Consider the following 23,227-nt stretch of genomic DNA (forward strand, 5'->3'; position numbering starts at 1 on the left):
TTATCGTTCAACCGGCCGCCGATGTCGATTGCCGTTCGTCGGTCAAATCGAGCCGTTGGCAGAAAGGCCCGGACTTTCGACCATTGCCGGCCGTCGTTGGCCGGAGAGCGGCGATCAGGCCAGCCGCAGCGGCATGGTGATCGCTGCCCGAAAGCGGTGGGGTGCGACGAGGCCGGATATGAAGGCGCCGACCTCGGGAAACCGGGCCTTGATGCGGTCGGCGACATTCCTCAGCCCAGTGCCGGTTCCGGCAGGTTTTATCGCCGGGTGCGGCGGCTCGTTCGTCAGGTCGTTTTCGACGGAAAGCTCCAGCGTCTCGCCCTGCCTTGCCGCCCGAATCACGATCTCGACGACGCCGATCGAACCGCCGACGCCGTGCTTTATCGCATTTTCGATCAGCGGCTGAAGGATCAGGCTTGGCACCAGCGCCTGCTCCAGGCCCGGTGCAATGTCGAGCTTGACCCGCATGCGGTCAGAGAAGCGCTCGCCCTCGATGGTGAGATAGCCGAGCTGCAAGGCCAACTCGTCGGCAAGGCAGACGTCCTGCATCGGATCGAGCTCGAGTGTCATGCGCAGGAAGGAAGAGAGCGAAAGCACCATGCGGCGGGCGGTGGTCGACGCGCCTTCTTCGATCAGCCCGGCAATCGAGTTCAAGGTGTTGAACAGGAAGTGCGGATTGACCTGGTAGCGCAGCGCCCGCATCTGCGCCGTCAGCGCTTCCTCCCGTGTCACGGCAAGCCGGCGTTCCCGCTCGCGCAGTTCGTAGTTGGCAAGAAGGGCGATGTAGAGAAACGTCCATCCGTGAAACAGTGCCATGCAATAGATGAGCGTGTAGCCGACATTGGTCCAGTTGATTGGGCCCGGATCGCCATGCTCGATCAGGCCGTGACTGAGGAAATCGATGCTGGCATTGATCGCCGCGGCGACGAGCGCGAGGGCAGAGCCGAGCAGAAGCTTGAAGAGGATGGACCGGCCTCGGAAGCGAAAGAGCGCCGCTGCCATCGCATAGGACATGAGTGTCCCGTTCAGCATCAGGATCAAGGTGATTGGCGCGATCGCGATCGGGTCATATCCGAGGAAGGCCCAGAGCGTCGTGCTGATGACAAACTGCATGAACTGGTAGAGGAGCCCGAGGACGAGCGTCGTTCTCCGAACGCTTGCGGCATATCCAGCCTCGTCAGGCAAAACCGTCTCATGTCCTCGCGCCATGCGAGGTTTTATCCTTCAAGTCCATACGGTTGTCGATTGCCGTTCGTCGCCGAAAACAAGCCGTTTGCAGAAAGCCACAGCCCTTCAACGCCACAATCTGCCGTTTGCAGAAAGCCGAATTCTCGCTTTTTGCGGGCTTGCTATAGCCGCCCCCATGACCCGTGCTTTCCCGGCGATTCCGATCGCCTGGGAATTGTGCGCCCACGAATGCAAAGGAAAAGGGGCAGACATTGAATACCTGTGCGAAGGCGGACGTTTTGAGGATCAACCTTTTGAGCTCGACCGCGCTCGGCCGGGCCGGCCTTGTCTCGATGCTGCTGGCGGCGGCGCCGTTCGCAGCGTCGCCGGCAAAGGCGGCCGGATTGCTGGTTCCAAACGACACGACGTGGTCCAGCGACCATACGATCAACGGCAATCTCGTGATCCGTGGCGGGCCGGGCGGCGCGACGCTGACGATCAACAGTGGCGCCAAGGTTGAAAGTACCGATGGCTACATCGCAGACAGCCGCGGCAGCGTCGGGACGGTCGTCGTCTCCGGGCCGGGCTCGACCTGGGACATTGTCGATGCCAACCCCAACGGCGACCGCATGCTCTTTGTCGGCGGCTTCGAAGGCGGTATCTATGGTGGCAAGGGCACGCTGATCGTCGAGAACGGCGGCAAGGTTTCGGCCAAGGAGACCTATGTCGGCGCCCTGCAGGAGGGCGACGGAACGCTCGTGGTGCGCGGCGCGGGTTCCATGCTAAACACCGAGTTCCTGGGCGTAGCCTACGGCGCACTGACGCTCAACACCGCTACGGTTCGGATCGAGGACGGCGCCCTCGTCAACACCAACAAGACCTACTTCGAAAACGGCACGGTTCTCGTCACCGGCGACAATACGCGCTGGGTCAACACCGGTGAATTCACGATCGGCGACAGCTTTACCGTCGAAAAAGGCGCTGTCGTCTCGACTAACACCGCGATCCTGCGCGAGGACGAAAGCACCGACACCATCCAGGCTGCCATCGACGGCGCCGGCAGTGAGCTCAAGGTCGCCGACAGGTTGCTGATCGGCGAGGCTGGTCGGGCGAACCTTTCGATCGCCAACGGCGGAAAGCTCTCGGTTGGCGGGGACATCGTGCTCTCCGCCGTCGGCGGCATCAACAATGAGGGCATGGGCAACCTGACGATTGGCGGCAAGGTCAATCTCAACAACATCGCTGAACCGATCGCCGAACAGGCGCAGGCGGCAGGCACGGTCAATTCCTCGGCGAAGATCGATTTCGGACCGCGCAAGGGCTACGTCAACTTCAACCATACGAACACGGGCTACGAGTTCGCCAACACGATGGTCGGCAAGGGCACGATCACCAACTTCTCCGGCGAGACCATCGTTGGCGGCGACCTGTCGAAGTTCTACGGCAAGGTGAATGTCTCCGGCGGCAAGCTGGTCCTGAAGGGCAATATCGACACGATCGACAACGACCCGGACAACGGTCCCGTGGACTTCAGCGAGACCCGGTTCGAAGTGTCCGGCGGCACCCTGATCGTCGATGGCGAAACGGGGCGGGTAGAGGGTGATCGTTTCTATACCAATGAAGTGAATGTGCTCGGTGAGTTGAACCGCATTCGCAATCCGAACTCGACCGCTTTCGGCAGGCTCGGCGGCTCCGGCACGGTCGGCGACACGTTTATCGATAAGAATGCGATCATTTCGCCGGGCAACAATTCGACCGGAACGCTGACGATCATGGGCCGGCTGGATATGGCCTCTGGCTCGATCTATGAGGCCGATATCGCCGGCGACGGCCGCTCCGACCGGATCGTTGTCAAGAGCATAGGCACCAACGACAACACCGGTATCGCCAAGATCGGAACCGGTACCAATGTCCAGGTGACGGCACTTGACGCCAACACCAGCTACAAGACCGGTCAGACCTACACGATCCTGACCGCCGATCGGGCAATCGAAGGCAAGTTCGCCGAGGCGATTTCGAAATCGGCGTTCCTCGAAATCTCGCTCGACCAGAAGGAAAAGCAGGTCGATCTGACGATCAAGGTCAAGAACGGCGGCAAGCCGGGCGGCGAAGAGCCGGGTAAGCCGGGCGAACCTGGTGGAGAGCCGAAACCGGGCGAGCCGGGCGGAGAGCCCAAGCCTGGTGTCTTCGAAGGCGAGGCTGCCACCGGCAACCAACGGCAGACGGCACTGGCGCTGAACACGCTTGCCCAGAGCGGCCCGTCGGTCGGCCTCTACAATGCATTGACACTGCTCGACGGCGCCGGGGCACGCCGTGCCTTCGATCAGCTCTCCGGCGAAGTCCATGCGTCGGCCCAGACCGCGTTGATCAACGACAGCAGCCTGTTGCGCAACGCGGCGAACGACCGCATCCGCGATGCTTTCGGCGACGTCGGCGCTGCAAACGTCCCGGTTCTGGCCTACGGTCCGGAGGACAAGATCACGACAGGCGCAGTCGCGGCGGTCAACTCCGTCCCGGTGGCGCCGCCGGCCATGGTCGGTTGGGGCCAGGTATTCGGCTCCTGGACCAACACCGACGGCAACGGTAACGCCGGTGCGCTCGATCAGTCGACCGGCGGCTTCGTCACCGGTTTCGATGCGGCAATCGCGGACAATGCGATCGTCGGCATCATGGCCGGTTACAGCCGCACCAGCTTCGACGTGGACAGCCGCTCGGCGAGCGGCAACAGCGACAACTACCACCTCGGCGTCTATAGCGGCAGCCGTTGGGGCGACGTCGCATTGCGCTCGGGCCTCGCCTACACATGGCACTCGATCAACACGTCGCGCAATGTCGCCTTCCCGGGCTTCAGCGATCAGTTGAAGGCCGATTATGACGCCGGCACCTTCCAGGCCTTCGGTGAAGTCGGCTACCGCATCGATCTGCCGAGCGTCGCGCTCGAGCCCTTCGCCAACCTCGCCTATGTCAGCCTGCACACCGATGGCTTCACCGAGCGCGGTGCCGCAGCGGCGCTGTCGAGCAGGAGCAACACGACCGACACGACGTTCACGACGCTCGGTCTTCGCGCTTCGGCGCCGCTCAGCCTCGGCACGACCGAAGCAAAGCTGCGCGGCATGCTCGGCTGGCAGCATGCCTTCGGCGATACGACACCGTTCTCGTCGATGGCGTTCGGCACGGGCAGCGCCTTCTCGGTCGCCGGTACGCCGATCGCCGAGGATGCGGCGATCATCGAGGCCGGCATCGACTTCGCGCTGACCGGCAATGCAAGCCTTGGCATCACCTATACCGGCCAGTTCGGCTCCGGCACGACGCAGAATGCCGTCGACGCCAAGCTCGACGTGCGCTTCTGATGGGCAGGCTCGTCTGGCTCTCGACAATGCTGATGGCGACCTTCGTCGCCATCACACCGCTTTATGGGCAAGACGCTGCCGGAAAGCCGGCAGCGCCCTCCCAGCTTTCGGAGACCTACGAGGACTGGAGCGTCGCCTGCGCCGAGATCGAGGGGAAGAAGCATTGCCTCCTCTCGCAGCGCCAGTTCCACAAGGGCGGTCAGCATGTGCTGACGATCGAGCTCCGCACGGCGGCGGACGCCGGGCTTGAGGGGAGCCTCGCGCTCCCCTTCGGTCTCTACCTGGATAAGGGCGTGACGCTCGGTGTCGACGAGGCGACGGGCGGCAAGCCGACCGGCTTCCGCACCTGCCTGCCGCTCGGCTGCATCGTGCCTTTGACATTCACCGAATCGACGGTTGCGTTGCTGCGCAGCGGAACGGCGTTGAAGATCGGCGCGTTTGCGAGCGACAGCGAAAAGGACGTGGCGTTCGCTGTCTCGCTCAAGGGCTTTGCCGCAGCGCTCGACCGCGTGATTGCCTTGTCCGGAAAGAGCTGAGGCAACGTCACGGCCTTCGCTTCGCCGCCGGACATCTGGCGGGCTTATTAAGAGGTGCGCAGCCTCCCGGGGCGGGCCCGGTCGTGCGAAAGGGCGCGGCCGGGTCTTCTCCATGTGTAGAGCCGAGCATAACCATCCCGGCGCGCCACCGTTGGCGGGCGCGTTCGGCCTATCGGGAGGTTACGTCGATCGCCTCGCCGATGGCGTAGAAATGCCCGCCCGCGACATAGTGCAGGCTGCGCAAGGCAGGATCGGCCGTTTCGAACATCCAATGCCCGTCGCGAAACACCCGATCGTCGGCCCAGGCCGCGAAGACTTCGCCGATGAACAGGTCGTAGCGGCTCTCGATCGACGGCTCGCTGATCAGCCGGCAGGCAAGCCAGGCGGAGCAGCCGGCGACGAGCGGAAGGTCATGGTCAGGCATCTGGAACAGTTCGACGCCGGCATTGCGCAGCTTGTCGGGATCGTCGTGAAGGCTCGTGGTGCCCACCGCATGGGTCAGAACCGCCTGGGTGGCGGTCGGCACCTGGATGACGAACACGCCCGCTTCCTCTGCAAGGCTGCGGGTACGGGTAGCGCTGTCGAGCACCACCGTCAGCTTGGGCGGATCATAGTCGAGCGCGCAGGCCCAGGCTGCGGCCATCACATCTTCGATGCCGCCATGGCGGGCGGAAACCAGGACGGTCGGCCCATGGTTCAGCAGCCGGTACGCCTTTTCGAGAGGAACGGCACGAATATGCGAAACCATCTGACTACCTCAGCCGCCGTTGGCGGACATTGACCGATCATGCGTCTTCTATAGGGGCGCTGCATTTCGCCAACAAGCACAAGCTTTCGCGGTGCCGGGGGGGCGGCACGGCCATGGGCGCAAGGCGCTGAAAAGGATCCCGGCGGGCGCAACATAAGCGTTTGACAAACACATACCCGATTGGCTATACGTCATTACATAGCCAATCGGGTATGAGATATGACTGAGTTACAGGACGCGGTTTTTCGGGCGCTCGCCGATCCTACACGCCGTGGGCTCTTCGAACACCTTTGCCGGCAGGGGGACACCACGGTCGTCGGATTGTTGGCCGATGCTGGGGTTTCGCAGCCGGTCGTGTCCAAGCATCTCAAGATCCTGAAGGCTGCGGGGCTCGTGCACGACCGGCACGAGGGTCGCTACACCTATTACAGCGCCCGGCGCGAAGCGCTCACGACGCTGGTTGACTGGACGACGGAGATGGCCGGCTTCTGGCAGGACCGCTTCGACGATCTCGATGACCTCCTGAAGAGAATGGACCAATGACCGAAACAACCGAAACCACCCGCTCCGTCGTCGTCGAACGCAATTTTTCCCATCCGCCGGAGAAGATCTGGCGCGCGCTGACGCAGCCGCACCTGATCGCCGAATGGCTGATGCGCAACGATTTCGTGCCCGAAGTCGGCCGCCGTTTTACGCTTTCGGCCGACTGGGGCCAGGTCGACTGCAAGGTCGAGACGATCGAAGCGAACCGCTCGCTCGCCTATCGCTGGGATACCAAGGACCTCAGCAGTGTCGTCACCTGGACGCTCGCTCCCGCCAATGGCGGCACGAGCCTGCGCATGGAACAGCGTGGCTTCAGGGCGGACCAGAAGTCCTATTTCCAGGGCGCAACCGTCGGCTGGCAGCGCTTCTTCACCCAGCTGGAAGAGGTCGTCGCAAAACTCGACTGATCGCCGCCGCCTCCCGTTGCTCAAAGCCAAGGTGCCAGAATGACCGCCCTGATCCGGAAAATCCATCGCTGGACGTCGCTGCTCTTCTCGCTGGCCGTTGCCGCCATCTTTGCCGGCATGCCAGTGATGACGCTGCCCGAATGGGTCTACTACCTGCCCCTGCCGCCGCTGGCGGTGCTGCTGCCGACCGGCATTTACCTTTTCGTGCTGCCCTATCTGGGCAAGCCGCAGAGCAGGATGCAGGCGGCCGAGTAGGAAATAGCGCCAGCCCGGCTCATTCCGCGGAAAGAGCCGGGCTGGCGAAGCGCTTGCGATATTCGGCCGGCGTGACGCCGACATGCCGCATGAAGGCGCGCCGGAGCGTGTCGGCATCGGCAAAACCGCAGCGGGCGGCGACCTGCTTGGGGGCGTCCTGCCCCTGCTCGAGCAGGCGCCGGGCCGCCGCGACACGGGCTTCCTCCACCCAGCTCGCCGGCGTGATGCCGACCTCGCTGCGGAAAAGCCGGGAAAAATGGCGCGGGCTGAGATCCATGCGTTTTGCAAGCGTCGCGACGCTGTGATCCTGTCCCGGATTGGCGACGACCCAGCGCTGCAGCTCCTGGAGCGCCGAGCGGCCGGCCGGCATGGCCTCGCCCTTGCGGCTGAACTGCATCTGCCCGCCCGGCCGCTTGAAGAACATCACCAGCTGGCTTGCCACCCGCATGGCGATCTCGTGCCCGAGATCCTCCTCCACCAGAGCAAGCGCCAGATCGAGACCTGCCGTCACGCCGGCGGCCGTGCGCACCGGGCCGTCGCTGACGTGGATGGCATCCTCGTCCACCGTGACCTCGGGATAACGCTGCGCCAGCCGCGCGGCGACGGCCCAGTGCGTCGTCACCCGCCGCCCGTCAAGCAGGCCGGCGGCCGCCAGGAAAAAGGCGCCGCTGCAGACGGAACCGTAGCGACGGACCGTCGGTGCACGTTGCCGCAGCCAATCAAGGACGATGCCGTCGGCGGGCACGTCCGTGGCATTGGGGCGGCCGGCGATGAGCAGGGTATCGATCGGATCGTCGAAGTCGCGGCCGATCACCCGGTCGGCCATCAGCCGCACGCCGGATGAGCTGCGCAGCGGCTCCGGCCCGGCCGCCGCGACGAGAAGGCTGTAAGCCTCCCAGCGAACCTGCGCGTTGGCTTCGGCAAAGACGTCGAGCGGGCCCGAGACGTCGAGGAGCTGCACGCCGGGCAGCGCCACCATCACGACGGTTCTGGTCTTCTCCTGCATCCGCGGCCGCTCCAAACCGGATTTGTCCTTATTTGACGTATCACGTCGATTGCGGACAATCCAGGCGGTTCTATCCTTTGGGTGCTTAGAAACTCAGGAGAAGACAATGCCGTTCATTGCCGAAGATGCGACCGTTCCCGACAGCAAGCTTGCCAGGGCGATTACCGAATACATCCGCGATACGGAAACGGAGCTGCTTTTCAACCATTCGAGCCGCGTCTACCATTTCGGCGCGCTTGCGGGCGTTCATCGCGGCCTGACGTTCGACCGCGAACTGCTTTATGCTGGCGCGATGTTTCACGACATCGGCCTGATGCCGAGCCATACCAGCAAGACCGAGCGCTTCGAAGTCGATGGCGCCCATGCCGCCCGCGATTTCCTGCGCAGCCACGGCATTTCGGAGGCGGATGCCTACACGGTCTGGACGGCGATCGCGCTCCATACCACGCCGGGCGTGCCCGAACACATGCATCCCGTCGTGGCGCTGGTGACGGCCGGCGTCGAGATGGACGTGCTCGGGCTGACCTACAAGCAATATTCCGACGCCGAGCGCGAGGCGGTGGTCAGTGCCTTCCCGCGCACGCCGACCTTCAAGGAGGACATCATCCAGGCCTTCTACGACGGCATCAGGCATAAGCCGGACACCACCTTCGGCAACGTCAAGGCCGACGTCATCGCCGACAAGGAACCGCACTTCCATCGCGGCAACTTCTGCAGCGTGATCCGCTGCTCGCACTGGCACGGTTAGCACGAGGCCGGTCGCTCGGGCCTTGGCCCGGGCGACCGGCTTTGCACGTCAGATGTCGATTTCCGTGGCTGAGCCAACAGGCTCATCCTTCAGGCTTACTCCATGAGGCAGTCGATCAATGCTCGGGTCGCAGCCGCAAGGTTTCGGTGCGGCGGATAAATGAGGGAGAAGGGACGCGATCGGCCACCGAATTCCGGCAGAAGCTCGACCAGACTGCCGCGCAAGAGCCGATCGCGCACGACGAAGTCATAGGTCTGGCATATGCCGAGACCCGCCTCCGCCAGCGACACCGTGCCCAGTACATCGTCCTCGACTTGCACGGGACCATGGGGCACCCAGTCGACATCCGAACCATCGACCCGCAACAGCCAGGGAGCCGGGCGGCCGGTGCTCGGCATGACGAAGGGCAGGCAGGTGTGGGCCGCGAGATCTTCGACCGATTGCGGCGCGCCGCACCGGGCGATGTAGCCGGGAGAGGCCACAAGCCTCAACGGAGCGTCTCCGAGCTTGCGTCCGACCAGGCCGCTGTCTGGAAGCTGGCCGAGGCGGATCGCGAGGTCGTAGCCCTCGGCGACGAGATCGACATTGCGGTTGGCGATCGACAGCTCGACCGTAACGCCTGGATGGCGCAGCGCAAAACGCGCCAGTTTCTCCGGTAGCTGGAAATGCCCGAAGGTCGTGGAGGCGCTGAGACGGACCCGGCCGGCAAGCGCGCCCTCGCCCTGGATGGCCCGCTCCGCCTGGTCGATCGCGTCAAAGGCCACGCGGACCTGATCCAGATAGGCGCGGCCCGCTTCCGTGAGGCTGATCCGCCGCGTGGTGCGCCGCACCAGCTGCGTGCCGAGCTTGGTTTCGAGGCGGGTGATCGCACGGCTGAGCACGGAGGGCGTGGTGGCGAGCGCCACTGCCCCGGCGGTCAGCGATCCCTTGTCCATGACGGTGATAAAGGCCTCGACGTCGGCGAGATGATCGAAGCGCCGCATTCTTGCCTCTCAAGACCAAATCATTTCCGTATCGGCGCATTTATCGCCGCAAATCGAAGTAATAAATAAGCAGCATCAGTCAACGGTCGCAAGCTCAGACCCGCTCCAAACAGGAAAAGATGATGCCGAACCCCAGCGCAAATCCGAAGAAGCCCGTACTCTTTGTCCTCACCAGCCATGGTACCAAGGGGGATAGCGGGCAGCCGACCGGTTTCTATCTCGGCGAAGTCACCCATCCGCTTTCCGTGCTCGAAGCCGCCGGCATCGCGGTCGAATTCGCGTCGATCAAGGGTGGCGAGCCGCCGATCGACGGCCTCGACCTGGAGGATGATACCAATCGACGTTACTGGAACAACGAGACGTTTCGCGCCGCGATCCGCACGACGGCCAGGCTCGACGATGTCGATCCCGCGCGCAGCGCCGCCATTTTCTTCGCCGGCGGTCACGGTGCGATGTGGGACCTGCCGCAAAGCAGCGCCGTCGACCGGGTGACGCGTTCGGTGTTCGAGGCCGGCGGTGCCGTCGCGGCGGTCTGCCACGGTCCGGCAGCCCTTGTGAATGTCAGGCTTTCCGACGGCCGCTACCTCGTCGCCGGCCGCAATGTCAGCGCCTTTACCGATTCCGAAGAACGCGCCGTCGGCCTCGACAGGACGGTGCCGTTCCTGCTCGCAAGCACGCTTGTCGAGCGCGGTGCGACCCACCATCCGGCCGCGGACTGGACATCGAAGGTGGTTGTCGATGGCCGGTTGATCACCGGCCAGAACCCGCAGTCGGCGACCGGGGTCGGCGAGGCGCTTCGCGATCTCCTGAGCGCCTGATCCCGGCGTAGCCGGGCATTTGGAAAGTCCGGCTAAGTCTCTTCCGATCGTGCTGCCGGCGATGCGTCGCCGACAGCGTGAGGCGCGCCGGACAGGTGGGGCGCTCGACTGCCCTTGCGTTGGCCATGGCGGGAAACCGGAAAAACCGCCATGTTCGCCATCCCTGTCGCGTCCGGTTGACACGGCCCGCACACCCTTGGGTAAGCCGTCGCGGGCCGGAAAGTTCCCTCAGTGAGGCGGCGTCAGCCGCGCCGTGCCGCCTCGATCGCGGCGACGTCGATCTTGCCCATGGTCATCATCGCCTCGAAGGCGCGCTTTGCCTCGGCGCCGCCGGCCGCCAGCGCATCGGTCAGGACCCGTGGCGTGATCTGCCAGGAAATCCCCCATTTGTCCTTGCACCAGCCGCAGGCGCTCTCCTGGCCGCCATTGCCGACAATGGCGTTCCAGTAGCGGTCGGTCTCTTCCTGGTCGTCGGTGGCGATCTGGAACGAGAAGGCCTCGTTGTGCTTGAACATCGGGCCGCCGTTGAGACCGAGGCAGGGAATGCCGGCGACGGTGAATTCCACCGTCAGCACGTCTCCCGCCTTGCCGGACGGAAAGTCGCCGGGCGCGCGGTGCACGGCGCTGACCCGGCTATCGGGAAAGATCTCGGCGTAGAAGCGAGCGGCCGTTTCGGCCTCCTTGTCGTACCAGAGGCAGATCGTGTTCTTGGCCATGACGCGTCCTTTCGTTTTGAAGCCGGATGGGCCGTTTCCTTCGCCACCTGCCTTGCGAGATAGGTCGGTGGCCCCGTTTCTCCACCCTGATATTCCCGGGCGGAGGCGTTTGCCGCGCGCAATGTCGGTCCGATCCACATGCGCCGGGTCGTCGCATCCGCCGGTTTCCCGTTGGAAATTCAACCGCTGATACCTAATTGTACGGCTTCGATACGCGCATGGGGCTTCTCCTCGCGCGCCTTAGGGGATGTGGATGATACAACTGAATGGAACTGTTGCAGTGGTTACCGGCGCTGGTCGCGGTCTCGGAGCAGCACTGGCCTACGCCCTGGCTGAAGCGGGGTGCGATCTCGTTTTGTGCGGGCGCAGCCAGAGCGCCCTCAAGGACGTGGCCGAACCGATTGCCCGCAATCTCGGGCGACGGGTACAAACCGTCGCGCTCGATCTTGCCGATGCGAAAAGCGTCGCTGCGGCAGTCGAGGGCATCAAGGCCGAGAATGGACATATCGATATCCTCGTGAACAACGGCGCCATGTGGCTCGAGGACAGTGACGAGGATCATCCCGATGACGCGGTCATCGGCGTCATCAACGCGGCCGTTACCGGAACCTTCCTGTTTACCCAGGGGCTGCTGCCTTTGCTCGCTCACTCGGCCCGGCCGGATATCGTCACGATCGGCTCGATCAGCGGCCTGCCCAACGCCGCGCTCCAGACCGTGTCCGTGCCCTTCTATGCCGCCAAGCGGGCGCAGGCCGCCCTGGCCGATGGTCTGCGCCAGAAGCTTGCCGGTACGCCCACCCGTTCGATCGTCGTCCATCCGCCTTACCTCGAGGATGTCTCTCCGCTTGATGGCGAATGGGAGGCGGCCGGCAGTCGCAAGAAGGGCGAGGCGGCAACCAACCGGGACATCGCCGAAGCGGTGCTGTTCGCCTTGACGCGGCCGCGGCACGTGACCTTGTCGATTACCGTCGATGCCGACGAAGGCGGCCTCTATCCGTCTCCGCTTCGCTCCTCCTAGCGGCGGGGCCAAATCAGCGGCCGATCCCGCACATCGCCGAACGCCCGCGAGGGCGTTCGGCGAAAAACAGGTCCCGTTCGCGCAGCCCCTCTCATCGTCTACATTCGCAGACGATAAGTCCAAATTTGGCCGACTACAGAGCCGCCGTCCACGTCGATATATCCATGACATCAACAATGGAGAAACGACACCATGCCTTCTGTCTCTGAACCAATCTTCACCGCAGGCTTTCCGCTCGGCAGCTCCGCCGGCCTGGTCACCGCCTTCGAATGGCTCGGCCAACCCTATCGCCTCACCCGTGTCGACATGCTCGGGGAAATGCGCACCGACGCCTATGAGCGCTTCAACGGCCGGGTCGAAACGCCCGCGCTGGTGACCGAAAAGGGCGATGTGCTGACCGAGACCATGGCGATCGCACTGTGGCTGGAGGCGCGCGATCACGAGCGTCGCATCTCGTTCGCCCCAGGCACTTTCGAGGCGGCCCGCATGCACCAGTTCATCGCCTTCCTCAACACCGGCTTCACCGGCGCCTTCTTCCCGATGTGGGTGGCGCTGGAAACCGAAGACGCAACGGAGGAGTACCGCGAAACCCTGCGCGCCTTCGGCCGCGAATTCGTCGCCAAGCGTCACAAGCAGCTGGAAGCGATGATGGGCGACAGCAATTACCTGCTCGGCGACCGGCCGACGCTTGCCGATGCGGTCTTTGCCGGTGTGGCCCGCTGGGTCGATTTCCACGAGGCGATCGATCCGAAGGATTATGCGCGCAACTACCCGCGCATCCACGCGCTGCGCCAGCGCATAGAGGCCGACCCCGCCTTCCGTTTCGCCGTGGCGATCGAGGATGGCGAACCTGCCACCGGCAGCGGTGCGATGAAGGGCCTCGTCCCGCTCGAAGATGTGTTGCGGATGACCGGCGCACTCCAAGCGTAATCTAAAAGGTGAGGTGGCGCACCGGCAGGCGGTGCGCCACCTCAGGTATTTGCAGCGGCCAGTCCGCCGCCGACCTCACACCTCGAATACGTCGACGAACGATTCCGGGAAGCTTTGCCGGGCAACCTTTTCGTTGATGACGAGCAAAGCTTCGTAGGACACCGGATCGAAATCCTTGTCGACCGGCAGCACCTCGCGTCCGAACAGGAGGTTCAGCCGAGCGGCATCGAGATTGCCACGCTCGAATGGTTCCGTGCCGAAATGATGCCAGAGGGCGTGGAGGAAGGCCGCATCGATGCGGTGCGCTCCGGAGCCCGGCCGGGCATGGCGGGGCAGCGCCTTGATCGGCGTTGCTCCCTTGGGGTTGGCCCGACGGATGACGAACTGGATGCCCGTGCCCGGCATGGCGTAGGGAAAACCCCGGTGTTTCGTCATATCAGCCAGCTTGGCCATTCTATTCTCCTTAGGCGGTCTGCTTCTCGCCAATCTTGTCCTCAGTCTTCGTATCGAAGTCGGAGGCGTCGTGGCGCTCATGCAATTGTTCGGACGGGTTGCCGCTCAAGCGGTTGACCATGCGGCCGCGCTTGACCGCCGGACGGGCGGCGATCTCTGCCGTCCAGCGCTGGACGTGCTCGTAGCTCTGGACCTCGAGGAAGGTACCCGCATCGCCATATACCTGCCCGAGCGCCAGATTGCCATACCAGGGCCAGGTGGCCATGTCGGCGATGGTGTATTCGTTGCCGGCGAGGAACCGGTTTTCGGCGAGATGGCGATCGAGCACGTCGAGCTGGCGCTTCACCTCCATGGCGTAGCGGTCGATGGCGTATTTGATCTTCATCGGCGCATAGGCATAGAAATGGCCGAAGCCGCCGCCCAGAAACGGTGCCGAACCCATCTGCCAGAACAGCCAGTTCAAGGTCTCGGTGCGGGCGCGAAGCTCGCTCGGCAGGAAGGCGCCGAATTTCTCGGCGAGATAGGTGAGGATCGAGGCCGATTCGAACACGCGCACCGGCGCGCCGCCGCCCTTGGGCGCATGGTCCATCAGCGCCGGGATCTTGGAGTTCGGGTTGACGTCGACGAAGCCGGAACCGAACTGGTCGCCCTCTCCGATGCGGATCGGCCAGGCGTCGTATTCGGCGTCCTTATGGCCGGCCGCCAGCAGCTCTTCGAGCATGATCGTGACCTTGACGCCGTTCGGCGTCGCCAGCGAGTAAAGCTGCAGCGGATGCTTCCCGACCGGCAGGTTCTTGTCGCTCGTCGCTCCGGCGGTCGGGCGGTTGATGCTGGCAAACGCGCCGCCATTGCCCTTGTCCCAGGTCCAGACCTTGGGAACGTCGTAGCCGGCAGGGAAATTGTCAGCGGGGGATTTTTCGGTCATCAAATCTGTCCTTGTCTTGGCGGAAACGTCGAACGTCCTATTGGCTTATATAGGAAGTTCATCAAGCCACCACATCGACGTGGCGGCGAGGATGACCATGCTCAAAGGCCGGCTGCCGGAGAATTTTTTTATCGAAGCTGGATGAGACCTGCTTCCGTCGGCGTGAAGCCGCACCGATCGAGGTAAAAATCGCGAAGCTCAGGATCGAAGTCGACGTGCAGCCATTCGCAGCCCGAGGTCTTGGCGTGCGTTACGGCCTCTTCGACGAGCAGCGTGGCGTAACCCTTGCGCCGCAGCGATGACGTCACCATCGTATCGAGCAGGAACGCGTGCACGCCACCGTCCCAGGCGACATTGACGAAGCCGGCGAGCGCGCCTGAAATCCGCATGGTGACCCAACCGAGGCTGAAGCGGGTGACTTGGTCCCACCAGTCGTCTTTGGTCACGGCGTGATCGAAGCATTCGGCGTGCAGGGTATTCACTTCGGTGTTTTCGAACGGCCCGCGCCAGGCGAACGCGGGTGCTTCAGTCCGGTTTTCTGCCGTCACGGTCCAACCTCACACGCTGCAGGAAACGATCTCGTCGGTCCTTTTGACCACAACGGTCCGGACGCCAGCAAGCGCGGCCGAGTCCTCACAAAAAAAATCGCGAGCCTCTCTTGATCCCGGAAAGCCGAACGCTTATCTGCCGCCTAACCCGCTGGTCCGGGCCCCTCTGGCGAGAGCTTCGGCACTCTTGCGATGTCGGACCTTATTCCGACAACATGTGCCGATTGGGGACCCGTCTGTGGACTTTTCCTTCATGTCTGTAGTGTGGCTGGGAACGCCACTGTGGCTGTGGGCGAGCTTTTTCGCCCTCGTGATCGCTATCCTGTCGTTCGACCTTGGTATTCTTCATAAGGAGAACAAGGAGATCAACGTTGCCGAAAGCGTCAAGCTTTCCGCCTTCTATATCGCCCTCGGCCTGAGCTTCGGCGGCTTCGTCTGGTGGTATCTCGGTGCCGAGTCCGGCCTTGCCTATATGACCGGCTTCGTCGTCGAAAAGACCCTGGCGCTCGACAACGTCTTCGTCATCGCCCTCATCTTCTCCTTCTTCGCCGTCCCGCGCATCTACCAGCACCGCGTGCTCTTCTGGGGTATCCTCGGCGTCATCGTGCTGCGCGCGATCATGATCGGCGTCGGCGCGACGCTCGTCGCCGAATTCTCCTGGGTTCTCTATATCTTCGCTGCCTTCCTCGTCTTTACCGGCATCAAGATGCTGGTGATGAAGGAGGCTGAGCCCAACGTTTCGGATAACGCGCTGGTGCGCTTCATGCGCAGCCGCTTCAACGTCACCGAGGAGCATCACGGCGAGCGCTTCTTCGTGAAACTCGTCAACCCGAAGACCGGCAAGATGACCTGGTTCATCACGCCCCTCTTCATGGCGCTCGTCATGGTCGAGGTGGCCGACGTGATCTTCGCCGTCGACTCGGTGCCCGCGATCTTCGCGATCACCACGGACCCGTTCATCGTCTACACCTCGAACATCTTTGCTATCCTCGGCCTGCGCGCCCTCTATTTCGCGCTCGCTGCCATGATCCATCGCTTCCGCTACCTGAAGCCGGCGCTGGCCGTCGTCCTGATCTTCATCGGCTCGAAGATCTTCGTCGCCGATCTCCTGGGGCTAGAGAAGTTCCCGGCGGCTCTGTCGCTCGGTGTCACCTTCGCAATCATCGCTTCGGGTGTTGTCTGGAGCCTGATCAAGACCAAGGAAGAGCAGCAGCCCGCATAACGCCCGGGCTCATCGACCGTGACGAGAAACGCGGCGGCCTTCGAAAGGGGGCCGCCGCGATCTTTTTGGCCTTGCCGAGCGTGGGGTTGACCCTCGCCCGGACGACCGGCGGGTCGAGCCGTCCGGGCGAAGCATCACCCGATGATCGCCTTCGGTTCGAGGAAGGCGTCGAGGCCAAAGGGACCGAACTCGCGGCCGATGCCGGATTGTTTGAACCCGCCGAAGGGCGCTTGAGCGTCGGCCGGGGTTTCGTTGATCACCACGCGCCCCGCCTCCAATTGTCGGGCGATGCTGCGCATATGTTCGACGTCGGTGCCAAGAACGTAGGACTGCAAACCGTATTCCGTGTCGTTGGCAATCGCGATCGCCTCCACTTCCGTTTCGTAGGAAAGAACGCTGAGCACGGGGCCGAAGACTTCCTCGCGCGCAATCCGCATGTCGTTGGTAACACCGGAAAACACGGTCGGGCGGACGAACCATCCCCGTTGCAGCCCTTCCGGCCGGCCTTCGCCGCCGACAAGAAGCGTCGCGCCTTCTTCCTGTCCCAGGCGGATATAGGCCTGGACACGCTCCCACTGGCGGGCACTCACCATCGGGCCGATGTCGGAGGCCGGATCGCTCGAAGGTCCGGGCCGCAGCGCGGAAACGGCTTGCGCGAGGCGCGATATCACCTCCGCATGTCTTCGCTTGGGGACCAGAAGCCGGGTTCCGGCGATACAGGCCTGCCCGCTGTTGCGGAAGGCCGATGCCAGAACATGCGGGATCGCGCGATCGAGGTCCGCGTCATCGAGCAGGATCTGGGGACCCTTTCCGCCCAGTTCGAGCGTCACGCGCTTGAAGCTTTCCGCTGCATTGCGCAGGATCTCCCGACCGGTCATGGTGGAGCCGGTGAAGGTGATCTTGGCGATGTCGGGATGCCGGCTGAGTTCCGCTCCGACCACGTGGCCGTAGCCGTTGACGACATTGAGGACGCCATCGGGCAGTCGTGCTTCGTGTAAGACTTCGAGCAGCACCTGGGTCTGGATGGCGCTCATTTCCGACGGCTTGATCACGATGGTCGTGCCGGCCGCAATCGCGGTCGCAAGCTTGGTACAGATGAAGCCGATGTTGCTGTTCCAGGGTGTGATTGCCGCGGCCACGCCTACGGGTTCCATCACCACCTCCGCGTTGCCGATACGGCGGGTGAAGGCGTAGTCGGCCACGGTCCTTGCCGCGACGTCGAACACGTTCGCGGCGTGCGGTACGGAGAATGCGAGGAACGACTGCGGCGCGCCATACTCGGTGGCCATGGCCGCGCGAAGCGCATCGGCGTTGGCGGCGACGGCCTTTGCCAGCGTTTGCAGCATGGCGATGCGCTCGGCCGGTGTCGTTTGCCGCATGGCCGGGAAGGCCCGTTTCGCGGCAGCAATGGCCGCGCGCGCATCCCGAGCGTCGCCCAGCCGGACCTCGCCGATTTTTTCCTCCGTGGCGGGATTGAAAAGCGCGAAGCGCTCGTCGCCGTGAGGCGCAACGAAAGCGCCATCGAGATATATCTGCTCAATGATCTTCATCGTCCGATTTCCTGTTGCGGTGAAAGGGATATGCATCGGAACGATCGTCAGGATAAGATCATCAATCACGCACACTCTGATGAGGAAAATAGCGCAATGAAGGCGAGCCTGTCCGAACTGGAGGCGGTGGCGGCGATCGCGCGGCTCGGGGGCTTTCGGGCCGCTGCCCGGGAACTTGGGGTTTCGTCCTCGTCGTTGAGCCATGCGGTCCTGGCGCTGGAGGCGCGCCTCAACGTGCGTCTGTTCAACCGCACGACGCGGTCGGTGGCGTTGACGACGGCTGGCGAGGCTTTCGTCGCCGAGATCCTGCCGGCTCTTGCCGCCATCGACGGCGCCGTCGAGCGGGCGACGGAGTCGCAGGCACGTCCGAGCGGCATGCTGCGGCTCAACACCTCGCCGGGAGCGGCGAAGATGGTTCTGCGGCCGCTGCTGATCGAGTATCTGCGGCGCTATCCCGACATGGCGCTGGAGGTTGCGACCGACAATGCGCTGGTGGATATCGTAGCGCTCGGTTTCGACGCCGGGTTTCGCCTGGCCGAGGCGGTTCCGCCGGATATGGTCGCCGTTCCGGTCGTGTCTCAGTCGCGCATGATCGTCGTGGGTTCGTCGGACTATTTTCGCGAGAGAGCGGTGCCGCTGCGGCCGGGCGATCTGATGCAGCATGCCTGCATCCGGGCGCGCATGGCGAGCGGCAGGATCTATCACTGGGAGTTTTCCCGGCGCGGCGAAAGCGTCGAAATCGACGTGCCGGGACCGCTCATCCTCGACGACAGCGAACTCATGCTTCAGGCGGCTCTCGGCGGGGTGGGACTGGCCTATCTCTCCGATCATCACGTCCACGGCGACGTCGAGGCCGGGCGTCTGGTTCCGGTGCTGGAGGAGTGGACGCCGTCCTACGATGGGCTATGTCTCTATTTTCCCGGCCGCCGGCACGTGCCGGCGAAATTGCGTGCCCTGATCGATCTGGTTCGCGAACTGCGTTCCGGAAGCGCCCGTGCCCCCGCGGTGCAGGCTCTCTCGCCGCATTCGTCCGGGTCTTGAAATTTTAACATGAGTATTACAGACAAGTTTATTTCTGCGTGCTAAGAGACCGGCGTTCGATCGGTCCCCTGGCCATCGATCGTAACTCGGCAGGTGCGCGCAGGGCGCGCCGAATCGAAATTATTTGATCGGATCAGACACAGTGGTCGACACGGATACGCGCCATCAGGTCTATTTCGCCAACCGCACTGCCCTGGTCGCCTATGCCACGCGGATCGTCGGATCGCGGGAAACGGCCGAAGATATCGTGCAGGAGGCGTTCATCCGATTCGCGCCGGCAAATACCGGCAGTCCGCCCTCGGCGGGGCCGTCCGGCCTGTCGCTCGCGTATCTCTACAAGATCGTCCGCAACCTGTCCCTCGACCTCCTGAAACGACGCAAGATCGAAGCGCGGGAGGAGCAGAGCGAACCGCCGTTCTGGTCGATGCCGATCGAGGTGCCGACGCCCGAAGACATCATCCTCGTCAGCGATGAAATCAGACGCATCTCCGGTATTCTCGAAGACCTGCCCGAGGACGTGCGGGTTGCACTCGAGATGCACCGTTTCGGCGGCTATACCCTGGAAGAGATCGCAGCCCACCTCGACATCTCCGTCGCGACGGCACACCGCCACGTGCGCTCCGCCATGATGCGGGTTGCGACAACGCTTGCCGGCGGCGCCTCCTAGAATTTCAGGGGTCCCCGTGTGAAAAAAATTCCGGTGCTGATCGTCTTTAAGACAGAGCGAAGGAACCACGGAAGCGTCCCGCTTCCCGGTGACGTCGCTTGACGGGGTAGGGGGCTACAGAAACAAGGTGCTAGGGCGTCGATCATCCAAGCGGCAGGCAAGGCTTTGACCAAGGACAACCACATATCGGAGGCTCTGCTCGAGGAGGCCATGGACTGGTTCCTCAAGTTGAAGGCGCGCCCGAACTGTCGCGAGACGGAGGCCGGGTTCCGTGCGTGGCTGGGCCAGTCGGATCTGCATGCCCAGGCCTGGGAGACGGCGTTGCGGACCTGGCAGCTGCTCGGCGAGGTGCCGCCGGTGCACGAGCATCTTTGGCGCGGGGCAAGACCGTCCGTTGCCGTCGGAACACCGATCCGCCAACGCCGCCGGCTGGGGACGGGCGGCTTGGCCGCCGGCGTGGTGCTGGCGCTAGCTGCCTGCCTCGTGCTTTTCGTCTCCCTGCCGTCGCTTCTCGTGTGGTGGCAGGCCGATCATGTGACCGAGACGGCGCAAAACAGGACGATTACGCTTGGCGACGGGACGATCATCGAAATGGGCGGCGGCAGCGCCATCGCCACCGACATCAGCGCCGGCACCCGGCGTGTCAGGCTGCTGAAGGGCGAAGCCTATTTCAACGTTGCCCGCGATCCCTCGCGTCCTTTCGTCGTCGAGGCGGGGGGCGTCGAGGTGTCCGTGCTCGGGACCGCGTTCGATGTGCAGCTGGCGAGCACGGAGACAACAGTCGAGCTGGCGCACGGCACGGTCGCCGTCTCCTATAGCGCTGACGCCCAAAAGCAGAATTTCGAACTGGCGCCTGGAGAAATGGCGACGGTGAGCCATGCGACCGGGGCAGTCTTGCGAAGCGCGATCGCGGCGGATGAGATCGGCGCCTGGCGAAGCGGCAGGATATTCGTCAATGATGTCACGGTCGCCGCGGCCGCCGAGCGGCTGCAGCGCTACCATTCCGCCTGGATCTCCATTCCGCAGCCCGATCTGGCGGCACGGCGGGTGACCGGCGTCTACGACCTGAAGGATCCGGATCGTGCGCTCCAGGCGCTGGTGCAGCCCTTCGGCGGCAAGGTGCGCGAGGTGACCTCCTATGGCCGCATCCTGACCCGGTTTTAATTGGAGTCAAAAAATCAGGAAAAAATCGCGCACCGGTGAAAAAAAATCCGGGGCCGGTCGTCTTTGGTTGGAAACGTGCGCCCGCGAGGTCGCGCGGAATGCCGAGACGGGGGTAAGATGCGTTCGCCGAAATGCCGCAAGGGACATCTGAAATTCGATACGGGACGTCGCCGTGAAAGACGGCGCCTGCTGGCGACGACGGCAATCGCCGCGCTTTCGTCCTTCGCGCTGATGCCCGTTTCCACGGTCTCCGCCCAAGAGACCACGTCGCGCGTTGGCAATGCCCGCAGCTTCGACATCCCGTCGCAGCCGCTTTCGACCGCGCTCAACGCCTTCGGGCGACAGTCCGGTCTGCAGGTGACCCTGGCGGCTTCAACATCGCAGGGGCTTCGCTCGGCCAAGGTCAGCGGAACGATGACGGCGGAACAGGCGCTTGCCCGGCTTTTGTCCGGCACCGGCATTTCCTACAGGATATCAGGCGGGACCGCGCTGGTCGGTTCGGCCGTTTCGGCGGGTGGCGGCGGCGCGGCCGATGCGGACGGCGCAACGGTGCTCGATCCGATTTCGGCCTTCGGCGCCGGGCCGCTCGGCGCCGGCGAGATCGTCATCTCGTCGGAAGACCTGAAGCGCAAGAACCCCGCCAACATTGCCGACGTGTTTTCCGGCGAGCCCGGCATTTCGGTCGGCAGCTCGCTGCCGATGTCGCAGAAGGTCTATGTCCACGGCATCGAGGAAACAAGCCTCGCGGTGACGATGGACGGCGGCCGGCAGAACAACAAGGTCTTCCATCACAACGGCACGAACCTCATCGATCCGGGCCTGCTCAGGGCCGTCAACGTCGATGCCGGCGTCGCGCCGGCCGATGCCGGTCCGGGGGCGCTCGCCGGTGCGATTTCCTATGAAACGATCGATGCACGCGATCTGCTGGACGGCGACGGCTTTGGCGGCTTCGTCACGTCCAGCTACAATTTCAACAGCAACACGGTGACGACCGGGCTTTCGGCTTATGGCATGCGAGACGGACTGGAGTTCCTGGGTTACTTCAACTTCGGAACCGGCAACGATTTCACCGCCGGCAACGGCCAGGAAGTGCAGGGAACCTCCACCGACCTCTTGAGCGGGCTTGGAAAACTCGCCTACGAGTTCGACAGCGGCGATCGCTTCGAGATCAGCCACGACAGCATCCGCGACGATGCACCGCGACCGTTCCGCGCCAATATGGGGTCCACGACGGGCAGCAAACCGTGGGAGCCACGTATCCGCGACTACACCCTTGAGCGGGGCAACACGGTCTTCACCTATACCGACAGCACGCCCGAGGGCTGGTGGGATCCGACATTGCTGCTCGCCTACAGCAAGACCGAAGTCGAGGTGCCCGTTTATCCGAAGCCGGCGCCGGGCATTCCCGTGAGCTACCAGGGTGTCGGCGCGTCGGACAGCTTCAACGGCAAGTTCGAGAACAAGTTCTCCTTCGATATCGGCAACATCATCGCCGGCATCGATTTCTACGACGACGAGGCAAAGCTCAGGGATCTCTTCGATCCGGGCTCGGAGAAGGCACGCAATGTCGGTCTCTATGCCCAGGCGCGGCTGGAGCCCTTCGAGCGCACGCGCCTCTCCTTCGGTGCGCGCGGCGACAATCAGCGCTTTACCGGCACGACCGGCCAGACGTGGAACAACTCCGGTTTCAGCGGAAACGTCTCGGGCGAATACGACCTCGTCGAGGACCTGTTGACGGCCAAGGCCGGTTATTCGCATGTGTGGGCGGGAATTCCGCTCGCCGAGAATTTCATCATCAATCCCAACTGGGATTATGGCAACGGTCCGAAGCCGGTGACGGCGGACAACTACATCCTCGGGCTGGAGGCAAACTACAACGGCTTCACCGTCGAAGGCAGCGTTTTCCAGACGGATCTCGATGACGCTCGTACGCCACGGTTTGCCGTTGCGCGCGGGATCGAGGCCCATGACGTCCGCTCGCGCGGTTTCGAAATCGGCGGCGGCTACAACTGGGGCGATGGCTACTTCAAGGTGAAATACGCCAATATCGACGTCGAGATCGATGGCAAGCCGGCCGATTCCGACCTCGGCACCTATCTTGCCACCCCCGCCGGGCAGATCATCAACCTGCAGGCGGTGCACACATTGACGGATTGGGGCGTCACCTTTGGCGCCGATGCCGAAATCGCGCTCGACTACGACGACGTGGCGGCGGGCTCCAAGCCCCTTGAAGGATACGAGGTCTTCAACGCTTTCGTCGAATATGTGCCGCCGCAACGGCCAAACCTGACGCTGCGCGCCGAGCTCAAGAACATTTTCGATGAAACCTATTCGGACCGGGCGACCTACGGTCAGGAATTCGGCCAAGTCACGCCGCTCTACGAGCCCGGACGTTCCTTCATCCTGACCGCCAGAGCGACCTTCTAGGTCGG

At 63.6% G+C, this 23,227-nt stretch carries 23 protein-coding genes; 14 read left to right on the forward strand and 9 right to left on the reverse strand.

What is annotated here, in order from left to right; all coding sequences use genetic code 11:
• Nucleotides 1-114: 114 nt before the first annotated feature.
• Complete coding sequence (locus tag OKW20_RS09865) at nucleotides 115-1,209, reverse strand: sensor histidine kinase (protein WP_429171854.1); 1,095 nt, start codon at nucleotides 1,207-1,209, stop codon at nucleotides 115-117.
• Between the two features lie 272 nt (nucleotides 1,210-1,481).
• Between OKW20_RS09865 and OKW20_RS09870 the strand changes: the two genes are divergently transcribed.
• Both OKW20_RS09870 and OKW20_RS09875 read left to right on the forward strand, forming a co-directional pair.
• Nucleotides 1,482-4,517, forward strand: coding sequence for an autotransporter domain-containing protein (locus OKW20_RS09870; protein WP_429118875.1), 3,036 nt, complete (start codon nucleotides 1,482-1,484; stop codon nucleotides 4,515-4,517).
• Nucleotides 4,517-5,053, forward strand: coding sequence for an invasion associated locus B family protein (locus OKW20_RS09875; RefSeq protein WP_043615252.1), 537 nt, complete (start codon nucleotides 4,517-4,519; stop codon nucleotides 5,051-5,053). The genes OKW20_RS09870 and OKW20_RS09875 overlap by 1 nt, the downstream gene beginning before the upstream one ends.
• Nucleotides 5,054-5,222: 169 nt before the next feature.
• Here the strand turns inward: OKW20_RS09875 and OKW20_RS09880 are convergent, their stop codons facing one another.
• Complete coding sequence (locus OKW20_RS09880) at nucleotides 5,223-5,801, reverse strand: flavin reductase family protein (protein WP_429171856.1); 579 nt, start codon at nucleotides 5,799-5,801, stop codon at nucleotides 5,223-5,225.
• 219 nt (nucleotides 5,802-6,020) lie between these two features.
• On the opposite strand from OKW20_RS09880, the gene OKW20_RS09885 reads away from it, so the two are divergent.
• From OKW20_RS09885 to OKW20_RS09895, 3 genes are read left to right on the forward strand one after another with little or no spacing between them, the layout of a single operon-like run.
• Complete coding sequence (locus OKW20_RS09885; protein ID WP_429171858.1) at nucleotides 6,021-6,344, forward strand: ArsR/SmtB family transcription factor; 324 nt, start codon at nucleotides 6,021-6,023, stop codon at nucleotides 6,342-6,344.
• Complete coding sequence (locus tag OKW20_RS09890; protein ID WP_429171860.1) at nucleotides 6,341-6,751, forward strand: SRPBCC family protein; 411 nt, start codon at nucleotides 6,341-6,343, stop codon at nucleotides 6,749-6,751. Before OKW20_RS09885 ends, OKW20_RS09890 begins: the two co-directional genes overlap by 4 nt.
• Nucleotides 6,752-6,790: 39 nt before the next feature.
• Nucleotides 6,791-7,006: a hypothetical protein gene (locus tag OKW20_RS09895; protein WP_429118882.1), complete on the forward strand. Its 216-nt coding sequence runs from the start codon at nucleotides 6,791-6,793 to the stop codon at nucleotides 7,004-7,006.
• Nucleotides 7,007-7,025: 19 nt separating this feature from the next.
• Here OKW20_RS09895 and OKW20_RS09900 read toward each other — a convergent pair whose 3' ends face one another.
• Nucleotides 7,026-8,012, reverse strand: a complete 987-nt coding sequence (locus OKW20_RS09900) for a GlxA family transcriptional regulator (protein WP_429171862.1) — start codon at nucleotides 8,010-8,012, stop codon at nucleotides 7,026-7,028.
• Between the two features lie 106 nt (nucleotides 8,013-8,118).
• On the opposite strand from OKW20_RS09900, the gene OKW20_RS09905 reads away from it, so the two are divergent.
• Nucleotides 8,119-8,760 carry an HD domain-containing protein gene (locus tag OKW20_RS09905; RefSeq protein ID WP_429118887.1) on the forward strand — a complete coding sequence of 214 codons (642 nt, stop codon included), beginning with the start codon at nucleotides 8,119-8,121 and terminating at the stop codon, nucleotides 8,758-8,760.
• A 95-nt stretch (nucleotides 8,761-8,855) separates the two neighbouring features.
• Here the strand turns inward: OKW20_RS09905 and OKW20_RS09910 are convergent, their stop codons facing one another.
• Nucleotides 8,856-9,743, reverse strand: a complete 888-nt coding sequence (locus OKW20_RS09910; RefSeq protein WP_429171864.1) for a LysR substrate-binding domain-containing protein — start codon at nucleotides 9,741-9,743, stop codon at nucleotides 8,856-8,858.
• A gap of 122 nt (nucleotides 9,744-9,865) precedes the next feature.
• Between OKW20_RS09910 and OKW20_RS09915 the strand changes: the two genes are divergently transcribed.
• Nucleotides 9,866-10,561, forward strand: coding sequence for a type 1 glutamine amidotransferase domain-containing protein (locus OKW20_RS09915; protein WP_429171866.1), 696 nt, complete (start codon nucleotides 9,866-9,868; stop codon nucleotides 10,559-10,561).
• A gap of 242 nt (nucleotides 10,562-10,803) precedes the next feature.
• Here the strand turns inward: OKW20_RS09915 and OKW20_RS09920 are convergent, their stop codons facing one another.
• Nucleotides 10,804-11,277 (reverse strand): VOC family protein, encoded by a 474-nt coding sequence (locus OKW20_RS09920; protein ID WP_060517743.1) that lies wholly within the window; start codon nucleotides 11,275-11,277, stop codon nucleotides 10,804-10,806.
• A gap of 253 nt (nucleotides 11,278-11,530) precedes the next feature.
• Between OKW20_RS09920 and OKW20_RS09925 the strand changes: the two genes are divergently transcribed.
• Entirely contained in the window at nucleotides 11,531-12,295 is a 765-nt protein-coding gene (locus OKW20_RS09925) for an SDR family oxidoreductase (protein ID WP_429171868.1), read from the forward strand.
• A gap of 192 nt (nucleotides 12,296-12,487) precedes the next feature.
• Nucleotides 12,488-13,225, forward strand: a complete 738-nt coding sequence (locus OKW20_RS09930; RefSeq protein WP_429171870.1) for a glutathione S-transferase family protein — start codon at nucleotides 12,488-12,490, stop codon at nucleotides 13,223-13,225.
• Nucleotides 13,226-13,300: 75 nt separating this feature from the next.
• On the opposite strand, the gene OKW20_RS09935 is transcribed toward OKW20_RS09930, so the two are convergent.
• From OKW20_RS09935 to OKW20_RS09945, 3 genes are all read right to left on the reverse strand, one after another.
• Nucleotides 13,301-13,678 carry a hypothetical protein gene (locus OKW20_RS09935; RefSeq protein WP_402320855.1) on the reverse strand — a complete coding sequence of 126 codons (378 nt, stop codon included), beginning with the start codon at nucleotides 13,676-13,678 and terminating at the stop codon, nucleotides 13,301-13,303.
• Between the two features lie 10 nt (nucleotides 13,679-13,688).
• On the reverse strand, nucleotides 13,689-14,603 hold the full coding sequence (gene yghU, locus OKW20_RS09940; RefSeq protein ID WP_429171872.1) for a glutathione-dependent disulfide-bond oxidoreductase: 915 nt from the start codon (nucleotides 14,601-14,603) through the stop codon (nucleotides 13,689-13,691).
• A 128-nt stretch (nucleotides 14,604-14,731) separates the two neighbouring features.
• Entirely contained in the window at nucleotides 14,732-15,151 is a 420-nt protein-coding gene (locus OKW20_RS09945) for a GNAT family N-acetyltransferase (RefSeq protein WP_429171873.1), read from the reverse strand.
• A gap of 253 nt (nucleotides 15,152-15,404) precedes the next feature.
• Between OKW20_RS09945 and OKW20_RS09950 the strand changes: the two genes are divergently transcribed.
• Nucleotides 15,405-16,373, forward strand: a complete 969-nt coding sequence (locus tag OKW20_RS09950; protein ID WP_429171875.1) for a TerC family protein — start codon at nucleotides 15,405-15,407, stop codon at nucleotides 16,371-16,373.
• Nucleotides 16,374-16,507: 134 nt separating this feature from the next.
• Here the strand turns inward: OKW20_RS09950 and OKW20_RS09955 are convergent, their stop codons facing one another.
• On the reverse strand, nucleotides 16,508-17,923 hold the full coding sequence (locus tag OKW20_RS09955; protein ID WP_429171877.1) for an aldehyde dehydrogenase family protein: 1,416 nt from the start codon (nucleotides 17,921-17,923) through the stop codon (nucleotides 16,508-16,510).
• 96 nt (nucleotides 17,924-18,019) lie between these two features.
• Between OKW20_RS09955 and OKW20_RS09960 the strand changes: the two genes are divergently transcribed.
• From OKW20_RS09960 to OKW20_RS09975, 4 genes are all read left to right on the forward strand, one after another.
• Nucleotides 18,020-18,964 (forward strand): LysR family transcriptional regulator, encoded by a 945-nt coding sequence (locus tag OKW20_RS09960; protein WP_429171879.1) that lies wholly within the window; start codon nucleotides 18,020-18,022, stop codon nucleotides 18,962-18,964.
• Nucleotides 18,965-19,106: 142 nt separating this feature from the next.
• Nucleotides 19,107-19,631, forward strand: coding sequence for an RNA polymerase sigma factor (locus OKW20_RS09965; protein ID WP_205235950.1), 525 nt, complete (start codon nucleotides 19,107-19,109; stop codon nucleotides 19,629-19,631).
• A 165-nt stretch (nucleotides 19,632-19,796) separates the two neighbouring features.
• A complete protein-coding gene (locus OKW20_RS09970; RefSeq protein WP_429171881.1) occupies nucleotides 19,797-20,795 on the forward strand; it encodes a FecR family protein in 999 nt (332 codons plus the stop codon).
• 117 nt (nucleotides 20,796-20,912) lie between these two features.
• Nucleotides 20,913-23,222 (forward strand): TonB-dependent receptor domain-containing protein, encoded by a 2,310-nt coding sequence (locus tag OKW20_RS09975; protein ID WP_429171883.1) that lies wholly within the window; start codon nucleotides 20,913-20,915, stop codon nucleotides 23,220-23,222.
• Nucleotides 23,223-23,227: the final 5 nt, after the last annotated feature.

The sequence above is a fragment of the Ensifer sp. LBL genome (assembly GCF_050435225.1).
GTDB lineage: Bacteria > Pseudomonadota > Alphaproteobacteria > Rhizobiales > Rhizobiaceae > Ensifer.

Excerpts from the sequence above, each read along its gene's own strand:
- OKW20_RS09865 (WP_429171854.1), bottom strand. The coding sequence starts at position 1,209 with ATGGCGCGAGGACATGAGACGGTTTTGCCTGACGAGGCTGGATATGCC.
- OKW20_RS09875 (WP_043615252.1), top strand. The coding sequence starts at position 4,517 with ATGGGCAGGCTCGTCTGGCTCTCGACAATGCTGATGGCGACCTTCGTC.
- OKW20_RS09880 (WP_429171856.1), bottom strand. The coding sequence starts at position 5,801 with ATGGTTTCGCATATTCGTGCCGTTCCTCTCGAAAAGGCGTACCGGCTG.
- OKW20_RS09885 (WP_429171858.1), top strand. The coding sequence starts at position 6,021 with ATGACTGAGTTACAGGACGCGGTTTTTCGGGCGCTCGCCGATCCTACA.
- OKW20_RS09890 (WP_429171860.1), top strand. The coding sequence starts at position 6,341 with ATGACCGAAACAACCGAAACCACCCGCTCCGTCGTCGTCGAACGCAAT.
- OKW20_RS09895 (WP_429118882.1), top strand. The coding sequence starts at position 6,791 with ATGACCGCCCTGATCCGGAAAATCCATCGCTGGACGTCGCTGCTCTTC.
- OKW20_RS09900 (WP_429171862.1), bottom strand. The coding sequence starts at position 8,012 with ATGCAGGAGAAGACCAGAACCGTCGTGATGGTGGCGCTGCCCGGCGTG.
- OKW20_RS09905 (WP_429118887.1), top strand. The coding sequence starts at position 8,119 with ATGCCGTTCATTGCCGAAGATGCGACCGTTCCCGACAGCAAGCTTGCC.
- OKW20_RS09910 (WP_429171864.1), bottom strand. The coding sequence starts at position 9,743 with ATGCGGCGCTTCGATCATCTCGCCGACGTCGAGGCCTTTATCACCGTC.
- OKW20_RS09915 (WP_429171866.1), top strand. The coding sequence starts at position 9,866 with ATGCCGAACCCCAGCGCAAATCCGAAGAAGCCCGTACTCTTTGTCCTC.
- OKW20_RS09920 (WP_060517743.1), bottom strand. The coding sequence starts at position 11,277 with ATGGCCAAGAACACGATCTGCCTCTGGTACGACAAGGAGGCCGAAACG.
- OKW20_RS09925 (WP_429171868.1), top strand. The coding sequence starts at position 11,531 with ATGATACAACTGAATGGAACTGTTGCAGTGGTTACCGGCGCTGGTCGC.
- OKW20_RS09930 (WP_429171870.1), top strand. The coding sequence starts at position 12,488 with ATGCCTTCTGTCTCTGAACCAATCTTCACCGCAGGCTTTCCGCTCGGC.
- OKW20_RS09935 (WP_402320855.1), bottom strand. The coding sequence starts at position 13,678 with ATGGCCAAGCTGGCTGATATGACGAAACACCGGGGTTTTCCCTACGCC.
- yghU (WP_429171872.1), bottom strand. The coding sequence starts at position 14,603 with ATGACCGAAAAATCCCCCGCTGACAATTTCCCTGCCGGCTACGACGTT.
- OKW20_RS09950 (WP_429171875.1), top strand. The coding sequence starts at position 15,405 with ATGTCTGTAGTGTGGCTGGGAACGCCACTGTGGCTGTGGGCGAGCTTT.
- OKW20_RS09955 (WP_429171877.1), bottom strand. The coding sequence starts at position 17,923 with ATGAAGATCATTGAGCAGATATATCTCGATGGCGCTTTCGTTGCGCCT.
- OKW20_RS09960 (WP_429171879.1), top strand. The coding sequence starts at position 18,020 with ATGAAGGCGAGCCTGTCCGAACTGGAGGCGGTGGCGGCGATCGCGCGG.
- OKW20_RS09975 (WP_429171883.1), top strand. The coding sequence starts at position 20,913 with ATGCGTTCGCCGAAATGCCGCAAGGGACATCTGAAATTCGATACGGGA.